15 protein-coding genes are annotated in these 16,347 nt (G+C 46.3%); 9 read left to right on the top strand and 6 right to left on the bottom strand.

What is annotated here, in order from left to right; all coding sequences use genetic code 11:
- Positions 1-54: 54 nt before the first annotated feature.
- The 3 genes from kdpF to kdpA all read right to left on the bottom strand — a co-directional run bounded on the left by kdpF (position 55) and on the right by kdpA (position 4,560).
- Complete coding sequence (gene kdpF / locus QUA56_RS17705) at positions 55-327, bottom strand: K(+)-transporting ATPase subunit F (protein WP_333026406.1); 273 nt, start codon at positions 325-327, stop codon at positions 55-57.
- 178 nt (positions 328-505) lie between these two features.
- Positions 506-2,599: a potassium-transporting ATPase subunit KdpB gene (gene kdpB, locus QUA56_RS17700; RefSeq protein WP_333359846.1), complete on the bottom strand. Its 2,094-nt coding sequence runs from the start codon at positions 2,597-2,599 to the stop codon at positions 506-508.
- 122 nt (positions 2,600-2,721) lie between these two features.
- Entirely contained in the window at positions 2,722-4,560 is a 1,839-nt protein-coding gene (kdpA, locus tag QUA56_RS17695; protein WP_333359844.1) for a potassium-transporting ATPase subunit KdpA, read from the bottom strand.
- Positions 4,561-4,589: 29 nt separating this feature from the next.
- On the opposite strand from kdpA, the gene QUA56_RS17690 reads away from it, so the two are divergent.
- The 4 genes from QUA56_RS17690 to QUA56_RS17675 all read left to right on the top strand — a co-directional run bounded on the left by QUA56_RS17690 (position 4,590) and on the right by QUA56_RS17675 (position 7,735).
- A complete protein-coding gene (locus tag QUA56_RS17690) occupies positions 4,590-4,820 on the top strand; it encodes a hypothetical protein (RefSeq protein WP_333359842.1) in 231 nt (76 codons plus the stop codon).
- Positions 4,821-5,341: 521 nt separating this feature from the next.
- Positions 5,342-6,442, top strand: coding sequence for a HAMP domain-containing sensor histidine kinase (locus QUA56_RS17685; protein WP_333359840.1), 1,101 nt, complete (start codon positions 5,342-5,344; stop codon positions 6,440-6,442).
- On the top strand, positions 6,439-7,131 hold the full coding sequence (locus tag QUA56_RS17680) for a response regulator transcription factor (protein WP_333359838.1): 693 nt from the start codon (positions 6,439-6,441) through the stop codon (positions 7,129-7,131). Before QUA56_RS17685 ends, QUA56_RS17680 begins: the two co-directional genes overlap by 4 nt.
- 316 nt (positions 7,132-7,447) lie before the next feature.
- Positions 7,448-7,735 (top strand): hypothetical protein, encoded by a 288-nt coding sequence (locus tag QUA56_RS17675; RefSeq protein ID WP_333359836.1) that lies wholly within the window; start codon positions 7,448-7,450, stop codon positions 7,733-7,735.
- Between the two features lie 290 nt (positions 7,736-8,025).
- Here the strand turns inward: QUA56_RS17675 and QUA56_RS17670 are convergent, their stop codons facing one another.
- Positions 8,026-10,488, bottom strand: a complete 2,463-nt coding sequence (locus tag QUA56_RS17670; RefSeq protein ID WP_333359834.1) for a GH116 family glycosyl hydrolase — start codon at positions 10,486-10,488, stop codon at positions 8,026-8,028.
- Between the two features lie 215 nt (positions 10,489-10,703).
- Between QUA56_RS17670 and QUA56_RS17665 the strand changes: the two genes are divergently transcribed.
- Positions 10,704-10,988, top strand: coding sequence for a type II toxin-antitoxin system Phd/YefM family antitoxin (locus QUA56_RS17665; RefSeq protein WP_172187146.1), 285 nt, complete (start codon positions 10,704-10,706; stop codon positions 10,986-10,988).
- A 2-nt stretch (positions 10,989-10,990) separates the two neighbouring features.
- Positions 10,991-11,314, top strand: a complete 324-nt coding sequence (locus tag QUA56_RS17660; protein WP_333359832.1) for a type II toxin-antitoxin system RelE/ParE family toxin — start codon at positions 10,991-10,993, stop codon at positions 11,312-11,314.
- A gap of 67 nt (positions 11,315-11,381) precedes the next feature.
- Here QUA56_RS17660 and QUA56_RS17655 read toward each other — a convergent pair whose 3' ends face one another.
- Together QUA56_RS17655 and QUA56_RS17650 are read right to left on the bottom strand one after the other, a co-directional pair.
- Positions 11,382-11,987: a Uma2 family endonuclease gene (locus QUA56_RS17655; protein WP_333359830.1), complete on the bottom strand. Its 606-nt coding sequence runs from the start codon at positions 11,985-11,987 to the stop codon at positions 11,382-11,384.
- Between the two features lie 41 nt (positions 11,988-12,028).
- On the bottom strand, positions 12,029-12,574 hold the full coding sequence (locus QUA56_RS17650; RefSeq protein WP_333359828.1) for a gamma carbonic anhydrase family protein: 546 nt from the start codon (positions 12,572-12,574) through the stop codon (positions 12,029-12,031).
- Between the two features lie 106 nt (positions 12,575-12,680).
- On the opposite strand from QUA56_RS17650, the gene QUA56_RS17645 reads away from it, so the two are divergent.
- The 3 genes from QUA56_RS17645 (at position 12,681) to QUA56_RS17635 (ending at position 16,342) form a co-directional block, all read left to right on the top strand.
- Positions 12,681-13,190: a TIGR02652 family protein gene (locus QUA56_RS17645; RefSeq protein ID WP_333359826.1), complete on the top strand. Its 510-nt coding sequence runs from the start codon at positions 12,681-12,683 to the stop codon at positions 13,188-13,190.
- A gap of 364 nt (positions 13,191-13,554) precedes the next feature.
- Positions 13,555-13,989 (top strand): VOC family protein, encoded by a 435-nt coding sequence (locus tag QUA56_RS17640; RefSeq protein WP_333359824.1) that lies wholly within the window; start codon positions 13,555-13,557, stop codon positions 13,987-13,989.
- A gap of 349 nt (positions 13,990-14,338) precedes the next feature.
- Positions 14,339-16,342 (top strand): heavy metal translocating P-type ATPase, encoded by a 2,004-nt coding sequence (locus QUA56_RS17635; RefSeq protein ID WP_333359823.1) that lies wholly within the window; start codon positions 14,339-14,341, stop codon positions 16,340-16,342.
- Positions 16,343-16,347 lie beyond the last annotated feature (5 nt).

The following is a 16,347-nucleotide window of genomic DNA, read 5'->3' as shown; positions in this document are numbered from 1 at the left end:
AATCACTTCACTCAATGATTAGCTACTTGGTAATTGTTTGTTGACGATATTTGACTAAAATCTTTCCGGCTGAAAAATTACGACGAACAGATAAACAGCCAGCCCGATAATCACCAAACCCAGTAGACTTAAACCCCAGGCAGCTTTCTTTGTCAAACCTTCATCCGCAGCCGCGTAAACAGCCGGGGCAATTATCAAATTGAAACACATTACCAGAAATAGCTGCACTGGTACGGGGTGGCGGCGCCAAAGCATTTGTGCTAACTCAATTGTTTCTTGGAAATCTCTTGGCAGAACATCATTCAGCAAATCATTCCGTTTCATCATAAATTCTCCTTTTTTGGTAACTAAATATCTGTCAAATAAACTCACCGCTAAACTTGTGAGAAAAGTTTGGCATTGCTGATAATTGAGGCGAGGGAGAGCCTCTAGATTTGCGTTTCCAGGCAGAGCCTGGGAACGAGCCTAATGACTAATGACTGCTGACTAATGACTAATGACTTCTTTATGCTAACCCAACGGCGGTAATCAAAACATCAATAATTTTGATGGCAATAAACGGCGCAACTGCCCCGCCCAATCCGTAGATTAAAATGTTCCGCTGCAACAGTTGGTTGGCGCTCAAAGGTCGAAACTTTACACCAGTTAATGCTAGGGGAATTAAAGCGGGAATAATCAAAGCATTGTAAACTAATGCCGACAAAACCGCAGATTGACCGCTGGCTAAACCCATGACGTTCAAAGCACCAACCGGAGCAAACATTGCCGGAATAATTGCAAAATATTTTGCTATGTCATTGGCTAGGGAAAATGTAGTCAGCGCGCCGCGAGTAATCAGCAATTGTTTGCCGATTGTCACTAAGTCAATCAGTTTTGTGGGGTCAGAATCTAAGTCCACCATGTTCGCAGCTTCTTTCGCTGCTTGGGTTCCCGAATTCATCGCCAGTCCTACGTTTGCTTGCGCTAGTGCGGGTGCGTCGTTGGTTCCGTCTCCCGTCATTGCTACTAATTTGCCTTCTGCTTGTTGCTTGCGAATTACTTCGATTTTGTCCTCGGGAGTTGCTTCGGCAATGAAGTCGTCAACGCCTGCTTCGTCGGCAATTACTGATGCTGTAATCCGGTTATCTCCGGTGAGCATAATGGTGCGAATTCCCATTTTTCGCAGTTGGTCAAACCGATCGCGAATTCCCGGTTTAATCACATCTTTCAAATAGATAATGCCGTAGGTGTCGTTACCTTGACAAACGCCTAGAGGTGTGCCTCCAAGTCGCGAAACTCGCTCGTAAGCTTCATCGAGATCCTGCCCGAAATTGCCGCCGCGCGATCGCACAAAACCCTTCACCGCCTCCACCGCACCCTTGCGAACCTCCGTCCCATCCGGCAAATCCGTGCCAGACATCCGCGTTTTTGCGGAAAAATCAAGCCCAGTAGCGTTGGTGCGATCGAACTCCACCTGTGCGCCCAAATTCTGAGCCAAACGGACGATCGACTTTCCCTCGGGAGTATCGTCAAACACGCTAGCATCCAAGGCTACCTGCGCCACTTCTTGCAGCGAGTGACCGTTTACCGGAATAAACTCCTCGGCTAAACGGTTCCCCAGCGTGATCGTCCCCGTTTTGTCCAAAATCAGCGTATTCACGTCACCGCAAGCCTCCACGGCGCGTCCAGAAGTCGCTATCACGTTAAATTGAGCGACGCGATCCATCCCCGCAATGCCGATCGCGCTCAGCAAACCGCCAATGGTTGTTGGAATCAGCGCCACCAGCAGCGAAATCAGCGTCACCACGCCCACGGGAGTTTTCACGTAATTGCCGATCGGCGGAATCGTCGAAACCACAATCAAAAACACCAGCGTCAGCACGGCTAGCAGCACCGTCAGCGCGATCTCGTTCGGCGTTTTCGAGCGTTCTGCGCCCTCTACCAGCGCGATCATCCTGTCCAAAAACCCCTTGCCGGGGTCGGCCATCACCCGCAGCGTCAGTTCGTCGGAAAGGATGCGCGTCCCGCCGGTAACGGAACTGGCGATGTCCGATCCCGGTTCCTTTAGCACCGGGGCAGATTCGCCAGTGATCGCAGATTCATCCACCGACGCGACGCCTGCAATCACTTCGCCGTCGGCAGGAATCACATCGCCTGCGATCACTTTAATTTGGTCGCCGCGTCTCAGGGATGTCGAACTAACTTCTTGAATTGAACCGTCTGGTAGGAGTTTGCGGGCGGTTGTGTCGGCTTTGGTCGATCGCAGCGCATCTGCTTGCGCTTTGCCGCGCCCTTCCGCCACCGCTTCAGCAAAATTAGCAAATACCAAAGTGAAGAACAAAATTAACGTCACCAGACCGTTAAAAACTACCTGATTGTTGCCGGGAACCGGGCCGAACAGCGTCGGGTCGATCGTTAATAATGCAGTCACAATTGTGCCAACCCACACCACAAACATCACCGGATTTTTCAGCATTACCCGCGGGTTTAGCTTGACAAAAGCTTCTTTAAAAGCTCTTTGATAAAGACCTTTAGTATTTGCTTTCGGCGTGTGCTTGCGAGACTCGCGAGAGCCTCTAGCAGGTTTTTTTGGGGAATCTGGAGTATTGGAAGAAGCCATGTCGATTGGGGATTTTAGATTTTAGATTTTAGATTTTAGATTTGGGATTTGGGATTTTAGATTTGGGATTGTTGCCAGCAAGAGCAGTTTATTGTCGCTGCATTACTTAATGCAATCTACATCTACTGTCCGCTGTTTGGTGTCGGCGTTGTCGCTTCAGGCGAAGGCGTTGCTAAAGGCGAAGGCGTTGCTAAAAGCGAAGGTGTTGCTAAAGGCGAAGGCGTTGCTAAAGGTGTTGTGGGTGCAGTTATCGGTGTGGGTTCAAATTTGCCGCTGCTAATTTCATATCCTTCGGCAATTGGCCCTAAAGCCAAAACTGGAAAAAATGTCAGCGCGCCCAGAATTACGATTACTCCTGCGGTGACGCTGGTGAACAAAACTGAATCTGTTCTGAGAGTGCCCGTTGTTTCGGGAACCAGTTGTTTGTTCGTCATGCTGTCAGCTAAAAGCAGCAGGGCAATAATTGGAACGTAGCGCCCCAACAGCAGGCTAAAACAGGTGCTTAAATTCCACCAAAGTCCTGTCGGCGCGGGTTGAGAGTCGGCCAATCCTTCAAAACCAGAACCGTTGTTAGCCGCCGCCGAAGCGTATTCGTACATCACCTGGGAAATGCCGTGAAATCCCGGGTTGCTGATGCCGCTCAAACTGTCGGGAAAGGCGAGGGAAATGGCACCGGGGATTAAAACTGCGATCGGGTGAATTAACAAAACAACGCTAGCTAAAACAATTTCCCGCTTCTCTATTTTTCGTCCTAAAAATTCTGGCGTTCTTCCCACCATCAATCCGGTGAGAAACACGCTCAAAATGGAGTAGATAAACAAGTAAGCGGTTCCCGTTCCTTGTCCGCCCCAAACGATTTGCAGAAACAAATTAAACAGAGTAGTAAAACCACCGGGAGCCATTAAAGAATCGTGCATTCCGTTGACAGCCCCGCACATTGTCCCAGTCGTAGTGACAGCCCAAAGTGCAGTCTCTGCCCAGCCAAACCTAACTTCTTTACCTTCTAAATTAGGTTGCTGCGAACCCAGTAAATTATTGATTTGAGGGTTGCCGGCGTATTCGCCAAACGCTGCAATGCCAATCAAGACAACGTAGATGGCAAACACCATCCAAAAAATCAGCCATCCCTGCTTTTTGTTATTGGCAAATCTGCCGTATGTGTGAATGAGTGCTGCTGGTATAGAAAGCATTGCTAGTGTTTCCAGCAAGTTAGTAAAAGGGCTAGGATTTTCAAAGGGGTGAGCCGAGTTTATGGCAAAAAATCCGCCGCCATTTTCTCCCAGTTGTTTGATACTTTCAAAGTGAGCAACTGGGCCGCGAGCGATTACTTGCGTGCCGCCTTCTAAAGTATTGGCAACTGCCGGGCCTGCTAGGGTTTCCGGCACTCCTGAAATTAGCAAAAGCAAGGCAATTATTAAAGAAAGGGGCAGCAGAATCCTGGTGATTGATTGAATTAAATCGATGTAAAAGTTGCCAAGGGGGCGGCCGGTCAATCCCCGAATAAAGGCAATCCCTACTGCTAAACCGGTAGCGGCTGAGGTAAACATTAAAAATCCCAGGGTTAACTGGGATAGATAACTGAATGTTGTCTCGCCGGAGTAATGCTGTTGGTCGGTATTTGTGAGGAATGAAATAGTTGTGTGCAGCGCAGTATCCCAGGTTGGGACACTTAAGCCGGTGGCATTTAAAGGCAGCACTCCCTGAAGCATGAAAATTAAGAAAACAAATATGCCCATTGCTGCATTGCTGTAGAGTAACGATCGGGCATATTGCCAACCTGTCATCGAATCTACAGACCGGATGTTGCTGGCTTTATAGATGAGTTGTTCTAGGGGTTTAATAGCGGGGGCGAGAATGGTTTCTTGTCCCATGTAAACCCGCGCCATGTAGTTGCCGAAGACAGGCGCGATTGCTATTAAAATGATTAGGGTTAATGCGATTTGAAGTAATCCTTGCTGCATAACTGAGCCAATTTTTTATCGTTGGATAAATGGGTTTTGCCGATCGCGAAATGGGTTCGGTGGGAGGTTCCAAAAACCGGGCGAACTTTTTTTTGAAGGTCACTTTCAGTTTGGGGGCGATCGCCGAATTCAATGCTGCTGCTAAGATGCAATCTCCTCAGCCGGAGGGATTAACGCCACCAGCGGGTTTTCGCTGGCGATCGTTCCTCGTTTTTCTTTTGCTAATCGCACCCTTTGACAGCTATAGCAATCCTAAATGATTTGCTTGCATTATACGCGAGCTTTCTGGCTCGCACTGCAAGGATTCTGGTCTCGCTCGATTTTGCGGCTGATTTAGGATTGTTATATCGAGCAATTGTATAGCATTTAAGGCCGCGCCACAATAACTATTGTTAATTTGGATGGGACTGAAATCGCCTTGGTTAGACAAAGTTGATATATCGCTTCTGCCTGCCACAAAATGCCCTCTACCTCTACCTTTACTGATTACTATACTCACTGTTAGAAGTTTGGATAATCAGCTTTCAGGTATAAATTGCTGTTGGCGAATTCTGCTTACCCGTTCTATATTTGTCATAATAGATGAATATTTAGCTCTGTTAATTGTCTATACTCCGAGATATATATCCTGTCTAAACGCAATGCTTTTGCGCGATAATGCGTGAAAAACTTTCAATAAAAGCAGTTGTGTAAGGCAGAATGTAGAAGGTGGTGGAAGCTGAAGCTAGAAGGCGGCAGAAAAAAAACTGTGAATATAAAATATAAAATGGATTGATTGAGGATGTTTAAAAGTTTATCTTCCCTCCCAAAAAACCTGGCTGTTCAAGAGAAGTATTTGCGGGGGAGGTGGTCGATCGCAATTTTATTTTCGATCGTTGTAGTGCTGGAATTTACTACGCCGTCGGAGTATCTGTTTGGGTATTTGTACACAGGGCCGATTTTACTGGCAAATTCGCGCTTGAGTCGGTTGGGTAAGTTGCAAATTACGCTGGTAGCGGCAGCTTTGACCCTGTTAAATTTGTTTGTTCCTCCCGGAGAAGCGATCGCCCTAGCGACAGTTGCAAATAGATCGATCGCAGTCATGGCTTTAGGAGTGACGGGATATTTGAGCGATCGCAACCAGCAGTACCAAGAAGCGATCGCGATCGCTAAAGCTGAGTTGCAGTCGCAGCAGCAGTTAGCCAGCATCCGAGAAGATTTTGTCTCTACTTTGAGTCACGACTTGAAAACGCCGATGCTGGGGGCGATCGAAACTATTAAAGCTTTCCAGCAGGCAAAATTTGGGGATGTGACTTCCACTCAGCAAAAAGTTCTGGAAACAATGGCGCGATCGCACAAAATGACATTACAATTAGTAGAAACGCTGCTGGATGTTTACCGCAACGATACCGAAGGTTTAAAACTGCAACTTGCGCCCGTAAATTTAGTTGCTTTGGCAGAAGAAGTAATTGCAACCCTCATCAATTTATCGGCAGCGCGCCGGGTTTACATTAATATGAGTTACGGAGAGTCAGATTTCCGCCGCTCTTTGTGGGTAAACGGCGATGCAGTGCAACTTCAGCGCGTTTTTGCTAATTTACTAACAAACGGGATCAACCATTCTCCTCGCGGTGGTAAAGTAGAAGTGTTGATGGAATTTTATTCAAGTTATCAGATCGTGAAAGTTATTGATAGCGGGTTAGGAATTACAGCAGAGGAACTGCCCCACTTGTTTGAACGTTTTTATCAAGGAAACGGCGATCGGCAAGCCAAAGGATCGGGATTGGGATTGTACTTGTCCCGCCAAATTATTGAGGCGCACGGCGGTATAATTTGGGCAGAAAATAAATTGCCGCACGGCGCTTTGTTTGGATTCCGACTCCCTGCTATCCCAGAGAAATGAAACCAGTTTATCCCTTGCGAATTCTCCTAGTTGAAGACGACGAACTGTTTCGGTTGGGGCTGCAAACGCGGTTGCAGCAAGAAAGTTGCTTGCAAGTAATTGCTGAAGCGGAAGATGGCGAAACGGCAGTAGAATTGACTCAGGAACACTTGCCCGATGTGGTAGTTCTCGATGTCGGTTTGCCTGGAATTGGGGGTATTGAAGCGTGCCGCCAAATTAAACAGCGACATCCAGCAATTCCCGTTTTAATCTTAACTTCTCATTCGCAAAAATCCTTAATTGAAAGATTGATTGGTGCGGGTGCTCAGGGCTATTGTCTAAAAGGAATTGCGGCGGAAACTTTGGTGTTGGCAATTCGATCGGTAGCGGCGGGCGCTTCGTGGTGGGATAAGGCCGCGACTGCGGAAATTAGGGCGGTTTTTGCTAATCCCGAACCTTTAAAAAATGGGTTGAAATCGGAACTTTTAGAGAATCCGCTGACGAAGCGAGAACAGGAAATCTTGGCTTTAGTTGCGGGGGGAAAAAGCAATCAGGAAATTGCTCAAATATTGTACATTGCCCCGGGTACGGTACGGGTGCACGTGCACGCAATTTTGCAAAAGTTAGAAGTGCGCGATCGCACTCAAGCTGCTGTTCTCGCAATTCAGAAAGGATTGGTAGCACAAGAACTGTTAGCGATCGAACCTTAAAAAGGCGATTTGTGTACGGGAATAGTCGGTTTGTGAAATAAATTAATTGCTAAACTTGCCCCTATAAAGATGCCTCTGTTGCAGGTTCACGGAAAATTAATATCAGTCTTGATTGTTAATTTTTTTCATGACATTTAATATGTGAATTTGCTAAGCTCGGTACATCTTAATTTTCCAGCGTTGCTGAATTGAGGTATGATAGAGCGAGTGAGCGATTCACAAAAACCAATGGCGTTGCTGATTCACGGTATGAATCAACTTTTCGCTTGATGTTACAAAACTCACCCTCAAGCGGGCTTATAGCAATTGGGAAATCTTGAATTCATACCTGTATTCAGCAACGCCGGGAATTGATATTCTCAGCGGCGGCATTGGGCGCGATCGCTTTGTTTTAACAGCAGGTGATAACAGCGATGAAATTACTGATTTCACAAAAGGTGAAGATTTGCTGGTGTTAGCGGGCGGTATAACTTTTGCTCAACTCAGTATTACCCAAAACGCTAATGCAGCTTTCATCAGGATTGGTCAGAACGGTCAACTGTTGGCTGCTTTGAATGGAGTGGAAGCTAGTGCGATCGCACTACAAGACTTTACCGTAATTTAGTAAATCGATCGCGCCTTATTTTCAACCCAAATAAACCCAAATAAACGCATATAATATCTGATTTATCTGCGTTTATCGGCGTTCATCTGCCTGCATCTGCGGTTTTCAAACTCATCACATCGTTTCCGGTTGCATCGGAATCATAAAATCGAGTCAACAGTTAAAACTCAACTATTCAGTTTTTCCACCCGCCCGTCAACAGTCAAACGATTTGAGATTTGAGATTTGAGATTTGAGATTTTTAACAGTCAACAGTCAACAGTCAACAGCCAACAGTCAACAGTCAACAGTCATTTCGGTGTAACCGGAATTGATATCACATAGTAAATCGCCCAAATAGCCATCGCCCGCAAATAGTGACTCGCCCGAAAAGTTCCCCCCGCCGTAATCGCTTCCGGCGTCCGAAACTGCAACCCATTCTCATAAATCTGCTTCACCACCGCATCCGTCAATTTAAACGCTTTCTCCTCCATTCCCATCTGCACCAAAAAAGCCGCCAACCCAAAATTAATCCCCGTCCAAACTTCCAAAGGATGAGTCGCATTCGGATTTTCCGGCGAACCGTTCAGCATTACTCCATTCGCCGCACCGAACTCGCCCTCATTGAACTTCAAAAAGCAAGAATTGTACACAGTTTCTAAAGCACTGACTGCACATTCTGGCGGTACAATATCCGGCAATCCTAACAGTTTCGCGTAAAACTGACCGCACAGTTGATCTGCCATCACTACTTCCGAATTACTCTCGCTGTCCAAACGGTAATATTGACCGTTCCACAGTTTTTCTTGATAGCTAGGTCTTGCTTGTAGCAGCCAACTGTGATATAATGCAATCTTCTCTTGGGGATTAGGAATCGTATCCGGTGCTGCATTTTCCAAGATTTCGCCGATCGCGATCGCACTCTCCAGCGCCGCCAACCACAAACCCCCGCAATACGCACTTATCCCCCGCATTTGCCAATCATCAAACGTCTGATCCGGTGCTCCCGAATTCTCAGGAATTCCGTCCCCATCCTCATCAAAAGTTTTCAGATAAGCCAAAGCCTCAACAATTGCCTGCCAACACTCTTGCAAAAACTCGCAATCTGTGCCGCCAGTCAACAGGAAGTCCCGATAAACCTGCAACACAAAATCGCAAGGCAAATCCTTCCACAAATTGCAATCTTGATAGCTAGTATAATTCGTTTTCTCCCAAGGATGTTCGTTAGGAGCACCCAAATCGTGCGGCGTCGCACCGACGGCTTTTCTAATAGCCGATGCTTGATTCCAGCCCACAATTCTAGGCGTATCGTCACCAGCAGAAATTGCCCGTGCAAAAGCTATAATTACCGATTTTTCTAATTCCGGCCACAGCATCAACAAAGCAAAAGAACCGTAAAGCCGCACGTCCAAACTTTCGTACCAACGGTAATCAATGCACTCCAAAACTCCAAATTGACCCTTCGGATCGCGTTCGTCAGCCGCACTCCAAAGCGTGCCGCCGTCAGTTAGGATGTACAACTCGTTAAACAAAGCCATTTTAAAACTGTCTGACAAATCTTTCCGTTCTAAAATGGGTTTTTGCCAAGCTTCAATATTTTCGCGCCAAGTATCGGAATGCTTCATTGCAGTGCGAATAATCGGCCAAGCATTTTTGCCGTTGCGGCCGAAGAAATCTGTATAGCGGCGGTAATACCAAACTCCCGATGCAAACTCAGTAACGGGCAAATCCCAAGCTATAATAAAGGGGATTTTGCGAGTTTTTCCCGGTCGAATAGTAAAGCGAACTGCGATCGCACAGGCTAACTGTTCCCCTGCTGCTGCTGCTGTCTCGTCTTTGTCATCCAACAAGAAACCTTCAGCAGAAAAGTTGCGCCAAATATCCTCGCCATTCCCCGCCGGGTTCCAGCGAGTTTGATAGAATACTTCTACCGCCGGATTAGTAATAGTTGCGATCGCCCATTGTCCATCCCCCTCTTGCGGTTCGTCCTCAGCAGTCAACCGCGTCATGACGCAACCGATCCGGTGAAAATCTTCCACCAACAAATTCAAATTTCTGGCACTTTCTCCCCAGCGGGATTGATAATCATAAAATGGACTGCCATCATCGCGCACCATCACTTCCGGCGACTTATTAGCATTAGTAAACCAACCAACAATATTCTCCCAAGTTAACATGATGCTGAGAGTAATCGGCGCATCTGTAGGATTGTGCGCCACCCATTCAAACATGGCGACTGGGTAACTGCTTTCCTGATAATTGTTCGGCAAAATTGGCGAAAATTGTTCGCAGCTTAATTGAGCCTGAAACACATTTTCATAAACAAACCAACTGCGCGGATACAAAGCATGATAAGTCCCCGAAGAATTAGACTCTTCCCCGGTTATTTCTCCTTCTTCCCTTCTTCCTTCTTCCTTCTTCCTTCTTCCTTCGCCAGGATACCATTTCCAACTAGATAAACTACCATCGGTAGGCGGTTCAGTAGACAGTGCAAAAGCTTGTTTCTGGCCTTGAGTTTCTTCAAAAACGCTGAACTGACAAGCGGGCAAACTGCGAAAAATGTGCTCGCCGCCGTCAATGTGCCAGAGGTTAAAGTCGCCGCGGGACGATCGCCCGATGCAGCCGGCACCGAACCCGCCCAGAGGCATCCCGTGCCAGGGGCCGTCGTCGAGATTGCTTGCGTAGCGGACTGTATAGGGATTCTCCCAACCGAGGCCGATGGGGCGTTTCCAGGTGTGCGGGGGGATGTTTGGAGTAGATGTGCGATCGTTCATGATAGATGTTAGTGGGAAGGGCGATCGGCGGAATTCCGGCAGAGCTTTAATAGTATATATAGGACTTACGCAAAAAACCCAGTTTCTGATTTAGATTTTAGATTTTAGATTGCAGCAAGCCACTTTATCGGGGCAGAATATCACCTAAGCTTAGATTGACAAACTCCGCAGGTATCGTTTAACATTTAATTAAATGCTAATTTCATGTCATCATTATGATTAACCTTTCAAGAGACATACATTCTCTCACCGATTTTAAACGTAATACGACTGAGTTTGTGCAGCGCCTCAAACAAACAAAACATCCTTTAGTTCTAACTGTCAATGGGAAAGCAGAGTTAGTTATTCAGGATGCTGAATCCTATCAGAAACTTTTAGATGCGGTTGAGTTATTAGAGACTTTAAAGGGAATTAAACTGGGTTTGGCACAAATGGATCGAGGGGAAGGGCAAAAAGCGGAGGATTTTTTCAATCAACTGTTTGATAAGCTAGACAGTTAGCCATGAATCAGAAATATCAAGTCATTATCCAACCCGCAGCGCAAAAAGCGATCGAGGAATCTTATTTTTGGTTGAGCAATCATTCTTCTCAGAAGGCTAGAAATTGGTTAGAAGGCTTGTACAAAGCTATCTTATCGCTAGAAAATATGCCTTCTCGTTGTTCCTTCGCGTTTGAGAATAGTTTTTTTGACGAAGAAATACGACAACTTGTTTACGGCAAGGGACGAAATGCCTATCGAATTCTGTTTGCGATTGTTGATGATACAGTTCAGATTATTTTTGTGCGACACGCTGCCCAAAAACCGATGATAGATGAATCAGAATAAACTCCGTAGAAGTGTCGAAACCCTGACTACCCGTGCGTAATTCCTATATCTAGTTTGACACCCCACTTTATCGGGGCAGAATATCATCTAACCGAAGTTGCAAGTTCTTTAGCAGAGGAGAAATAATCGGTTGGTTGAGGCGAAATTGTTGCTTGGTATAATCTTCGTCAATCAGTTGGCAAACAGTGACTGTAGGTTGTTTTGGTTTACCGATAAAAGCCACGCCTCCCAATCCGCGATAATCAACGATCCAATATTCGGGAATTCCTAAAAGAGCATATTCTTCAACTTTCCGGGCGTAATCTGTTTCCCAGTTAGTGCTAACAACTTCTACCACCAATTTAATCGATCGCCCCAGCGTAATCACAGGTTCTCTTTCCCAGAGTGGTTCGCTGACAAGGGCGGTTTCATCTAACACGACAATATCGGGACGGCGGGCAGTAGCTGCATCTGAAAATGGACGGATCAAACAAGTGCGGGGAATGAACCAAGGTAGTTTTTCTGCTGCGATGGCGATGCCGATTTGAGTTGCCAGTTTACCGCTGACGGTTTCGTGCGGGCCTGTTGGTTCCATGTCAACTAATTCTCCGTCAGCGAGCTCGTAGCGGAAGTTGTCACAATATCGATCGAGGAATGTTTCAAAGGTGAGGATTTTTTGCGCGGTGTAAGCCATTGGAAACTAATAGTTTTTTGCTAAAAATCTTATTGTATCAACTAACCAAATCCCAAATCAGAACCTTTCCCCGCGTGAACCAAAGCCAACTTTTCGTAACGCTTAGCGTGTTCCACCAACTCCGCAGCTTCTTCCTCAGAGACATCCCGCAGGCGCTTGGCAGGCACTCCCGCAACTAGCGTGTGAGGGGGAACGTCTTTGGTGACAACCGCCCCTGCACCGACGATAGAGCCTGTTCCCACCCTCACTCCGTCTAGGACGATCGCCCCAATCCCGATCAGGCAGCCCCGTTCAATGTAAGCTGAGTGAATCACGGCTCGGTGTCCGACTGTCACGAAATCTTCCAAAACAGTCGGTTTCCCCGGATCGCCGTGCAGAATTGCTCCATCTTGGATATTGGTACTTGAGCCGATCGCAATTCGCTCTACATCCGCCCGCACCACCGCCCCGTACCAGATACTAGCGCCCGCTGCCACCTCAACCCTGCCGATGACAACAGCACCTTCAGCGACAAAAGCCGCTTGGGACAGATCGGGCCTGGGCCAATGGGAAGGAAGTGCAGGCAGAGGTTCGTTGAGATTGCTCATTTGTTCGTCGATCGTTATACTTCTAGCAGATTAGCTGGTTGTTGATACGGGATATAATAAAAATATTTGGCACTTTTGCAGAGAAAATATGCTGGGACGCAAATAAATGATTGAAGTTGCCTTGCAATACCCGATGTTTGGCCCGGAAATTCAGTGTCCCCACTGTCGCCAAACAATTCCGGCTCTAACGCTCACGGATACCTATTTGTGTCCGCGTCACGGGGCATTTGAGGCAGATCCAAAAACGGGGGAACTGGTTCACCTTCAGTCTGGGCGGCACTGGCGCCGCTGGGAGAATGAATGGTATCGCCAGCACACGCACCCCGACGGGATTCGGTTTGAAATTCACGAAGCGCTCGATCGACTCTATACTCAAGGCTACCGAGCAACTCGCGTGATCGTTGCCCAACGCTATCGCGACTTAATCAGCGCTTATTTGGAACGCAGCACGCCTTGGCGGGGCCAGTCGGAATCGCCGCGGCCGAGGCTTTACGGTCTACCTGTGGATTTTAGCCCCGAGCCCCAGGAGGAACCTTGCTGGGAAGTGATTAATTTTGATTTGGAAAAAGAGCCGGGAGTTCCGATTAGATATCCCTATTTTCGGTTGTTTGAATAGTCAGTTGTCAGTTGGCAGTTGTCCGTTGACAGTTGTCCGTTGACAGTTGTCCGTTGTCATTAGGAAATTAACAGACTAAATTTATTCCTGAGTCTGGAATTATCAGTAATAAGTAAATAAAGTAACTAATGATTAACAAATCATAATGCCGATTAATAACAACTATCAACTGACAACTATCAACTGAAAACTATCAACTATCAACTGCCAACTATCAACTATCAACTGACAACTATCAACTGACAACTATCAACTGACAACTATCAACTGACAACTATCAACTATCAACTATCAACTGCCAACTGCCAACTATCAACTGCCAACTGCCAACTGCCAACTGACAACTGTCAACTGACAAAATCAAATGCACCACGCCTCGATTCGCACTGCTAACATTCACCGGGCGATCGCCTTTTACGAACAGTTGGGATTTACTGTGAGCGATCGCTTTACCACTGGTTACACTCTAGCCTGTTGGATGGAAGGTCTTAACGGACGCATCGAACTCATTCAAATCCCGGAACCAAAACCCGCACCGGATGCTTTTGGAGACGAGCATTATGTTGGATATTATCATTTATCTTTTGATTTAACTGAAGCGACAACTGACTTGCCTAGCTGGTTGCAGTCTTTGAAAGAGCGGTTTGAGGAAGCTGCTAAAGACCAACCAAACCAGTTTCAAGCTTTGAAAGTTTTATTAGAACCGACTCAACAGGCGATCGGGCAAAATGTTTACGAAGTAGCTTTTATTGCCGATACTGACGGTTTGCCTTTAGAATTTATCCGGCGGATGAATTAGTTATATCAATTCCGGCTGCACCGGAATGATATATAGGACACGGCAGTGCCGTGTCCCTACAATCGATCGCGGTAGGGAAACGGCACTGCCGTGTCCTCCGTTTATATCATTCCGATGCTAACGGAATTGATATTAATGACTGACGACTATGGATAATCATTCTCTCTCTCAATCGGAAACTGAGAATAGTTATTACTCTTAATCCCTGGTAACGTTCCCGACCAACTTAACAATATTTTTATAAAATATAGTAGATTTTTAACTCAAAATCTACTATATTTTATTTTTGACTATACAATATGAATATCTATTCATACTATCAGGTGTTGGAATAAACCCAGGAAAAACCATGCAAAAAGCCAAATCGAGCGATTCCGGCTGCTGTAGTCACGACGACCACCACGAACACAGCCATGAGAATCACAACCACGACGACCACGGCCACGACCACGGCCACGACCACGGCCACGACCACGGGAACGGAGATTTTAACCTGAATCAAGAATTGATTCCTGTGATATTGGTTGTTGTACTATTTGTCGGCGGTTTAATTTTTGAAGAAAAACTGCACAACACGCCCTATTCTATAGGTGAATATCTGGTTTTCATCCCGGCCTATCTTTTAAGCGGATGGAATGTTTTAACTATTGCCGGCCGCAACATTCTGCGAGGCCGATTTTTTGATGAAAATTTCTTAATGACTGTAGCAACACTCGGCGCTGTCGCTATTCACAAACTCCCTGAAGCAGTCGGGGTGATGTTGTTTTTCAAAATCGGAGAACTTTTTCAAGAATTTGCGATCGGGCGATCGCGCCAATCGATCCGATCGCTTTTAGAAATTCGCCCAGACAGCGCCAATCTCAAAGCAAATGGCGACATCAAAAAAGTTGCACCAGAAACAGTAGCCGTCGGCGATATCATCCTTGTCAAACCGGGAGAAAAAATTCCCTTAGACGGTGAAATTATCGACGGCAACTCTCAGATTGACACGTCTGCACTAACTGGAGAATCAGTACCTCGAACAGTGAAAGCTGGAGAAACAGTTTTAGCGGGAACAATTAACCAGACAGGAGTTCTCACCGTCAAAGTTACCAAACTCTTCGGCGAATCTTCAATCTCCCGAATTTTGGAATTAGTAGAAAATGCCAGAAGCAAAAAAGCTGAAACTGAGAAATTTATCAGCAAATTTGCCAGTTACTACACGCCTTTTGTAGTATTTGCATCGCTAGCAGTGGCTTTAATTCCGCCTTTGTTCATTTCAGGAGCAACTAATGCAGACAGATTTTTATGGGTTTACCGCGCCCTTGTCTTGTTAGTTATTTCCTGTCCTTGCGGATTGGTGATTAGCATTCCTCTGGGATACTTTGGGGGAATTGGCGGTGCAGCCAAGCGCGGTATTTTGGTTAAAGGCTCGACTTTTTTAGATACCCTGACAGCAGTCAAGACAGTTGTTTTGGACAAAACAGGAACTCTGACAAAAGGAGTTTTTAAAGTAGCAAAAATTGTGCCTCAGAATGGTTTTTCCCAAACAGAGTTAATGGCAATAGCGGCTAAAGTAGAATCTCAATCCAATCACCCTGTCGCGAAATCTATTCTGGAAGCTTACGGCGGAAAGATAGATTCATCGGATGTGAAAGATTACGAAGAAATAGCGGGACACGGCATTCGAGCCAAATTAAATAATCAAATTGTGCTGGCGGGAAATGACCGTTTGCTGCACCGAGAAAATATTGCTCACGATGTCTGCAATGCTGAAGGTACGATCGTGCATTTAGCGGTAGACAACCGCTACGCTGGGTATATTTTGATTGCTGACGAGCTTAAGGAAGACGCTGTACAGGCTATTCGCGACCTCAAGAAACTGGGTGTTGAGCGAATCGTGATGCTCACAGGAGATAATCAAGCTGTAGCCGATAGTGTTGCCAAACAGCTCGGTTTAGATTCCTATTTAGCCGAATTATTGCCCGAAGGAAAAGTCGAGGCGATCGAAAAACTGATCGGTCAATCTAAAAAAGGCGATAAAATTGTTTTTGTCGGGGACGGAATTAATGACGCACCCGTTCTTGCTAGAGCTGATGTGGGCATAGCAATGGGGGGTTTGGGCTCCGATGCGGCGATCGAAACCGCCGATGTTGTAATTATGTCAGATGCACCGTCAAAGGTGGCTGAAGCCATCCAAATTGCCCGAAAAACTCACAATATTGTCTGGCAAAATATCATTTTTGCCATGTTAGTCAAAGGCATATTTATTGCTTTGGGTGCTTTTGGGTTAGCTACCATGTGGGAGGCAGTTTTTGCCGATGTTGGGGTGGCTTTAGCTGCTATTTTCAATGCTACTAGAGTTTTGAAATAGAGTTT

The organism is Microcoleus sp. N3A4, from assembly GCF_036701805.1.
In the GTDB taxonomy this organism is placed as follows: Bacteria; Cyanobacteriota; Cyanobacteriia; order Cyanobacteriales; family Microcoleaceae; genus Microcoleus.
The sequence above is the reverse complement of the archived record's forward strand: the minus strand, read 5'-3'. Positions and strand labels throughout refer to the sequence as shown.

Coding starts and splice junctions, on each gene's coding strand:
- kdpA (WP_333359844.1), bottom strand. CDS start 4,560: ATGCAGCAAGGATTACTTCAAATCGCATTAACCCTAATCATTTTAATA.
- QUA56_RS17635 (WP_333359823.1), top strand. CDS start 14,339: ATGCAAAAAGCCAAATCGAGCGATTCCGGCTGCTGTAGTCACGACGAC.
- QUA56_RS17660 (WP_333359832.1), top strand. CDS start 10,991: ATGAATCAGAAATATCAAGTCATTATCCAACCCGCAGCGCAAAAAGCG.
- kdpB (WP_333359846.1), bottom strand. CDS start 2,599: ATGGCTTCTTCCAATACTCCAGATTCCCCAAAAAAACCTGCTAGAGGC.
- QUA56_RS17680 (WP_333359838.1), top strand. CDS start 6,439: ATGAAACCAGTTTATCCCTTGCGAATTCTCCTAGTTGAAGACGACGAA.
- kdpF (WP_333026406.1), bottom strand. CDS start 327: ATGATGAAACGGAATGATTTGCTGAATGATGTTCTGCCAAGAGATTTC.
- QUA56_RS17685 (WP_333359840.1), top strand. CDS start 5,342: ATGTTTAAAAGTTTATCTTCCCTCCCAAAAAACCTGGCTGTTCAAGAG.
- QUA56_RS17650 (WP_333359828.1), bottom strand. CDS start 12,574: ATGAGCAATCTCAACGAACCTCTGCCTGCACTTCCTTCCCATTGGCCC.
- QUA56_RS17665 (WP_172187146.1), top strand. CDS start 10,704: ATGATTAACCTTTCAAGAGACATACATTCTCTCACCGATTTTAAACGT.
- QUA56_RS17690 (WP_333359842.1), top strand. CDS start 4,590: ATGGGTTTTGCCGATCGCGAAATGGGTTCGGTGGGAGGTTCCAAAAAC.
- QUA56_RS17645 (WP_333359826.1), top strand. CDS start 12,681: ATGATTGAAGTTGCCTTGCAATACCCGATGTTTGGCCCGGAAATTCAG.
- QUA56_RS17670 (WP_333359834.1), bottom strand. CDS start 10,488: ATGAACGATCGCACATCTACTCCAAACATCCCCCCGCACACCTGGAAA.
- QUA56_RS17655 (WP_333359830.1), bottom strand. CDS start 11,987: ATGGCTTACACCGCGCAAAAAATCCTCACCTTTGAAACATTCCTCGAT.
- QUA56_RS17640 (WP_333359824.1), top strand. CDS start 13,555: ATGCACCACGCCTCGATTCGCACTGCTAACATTCACCGGGCGATCGCC.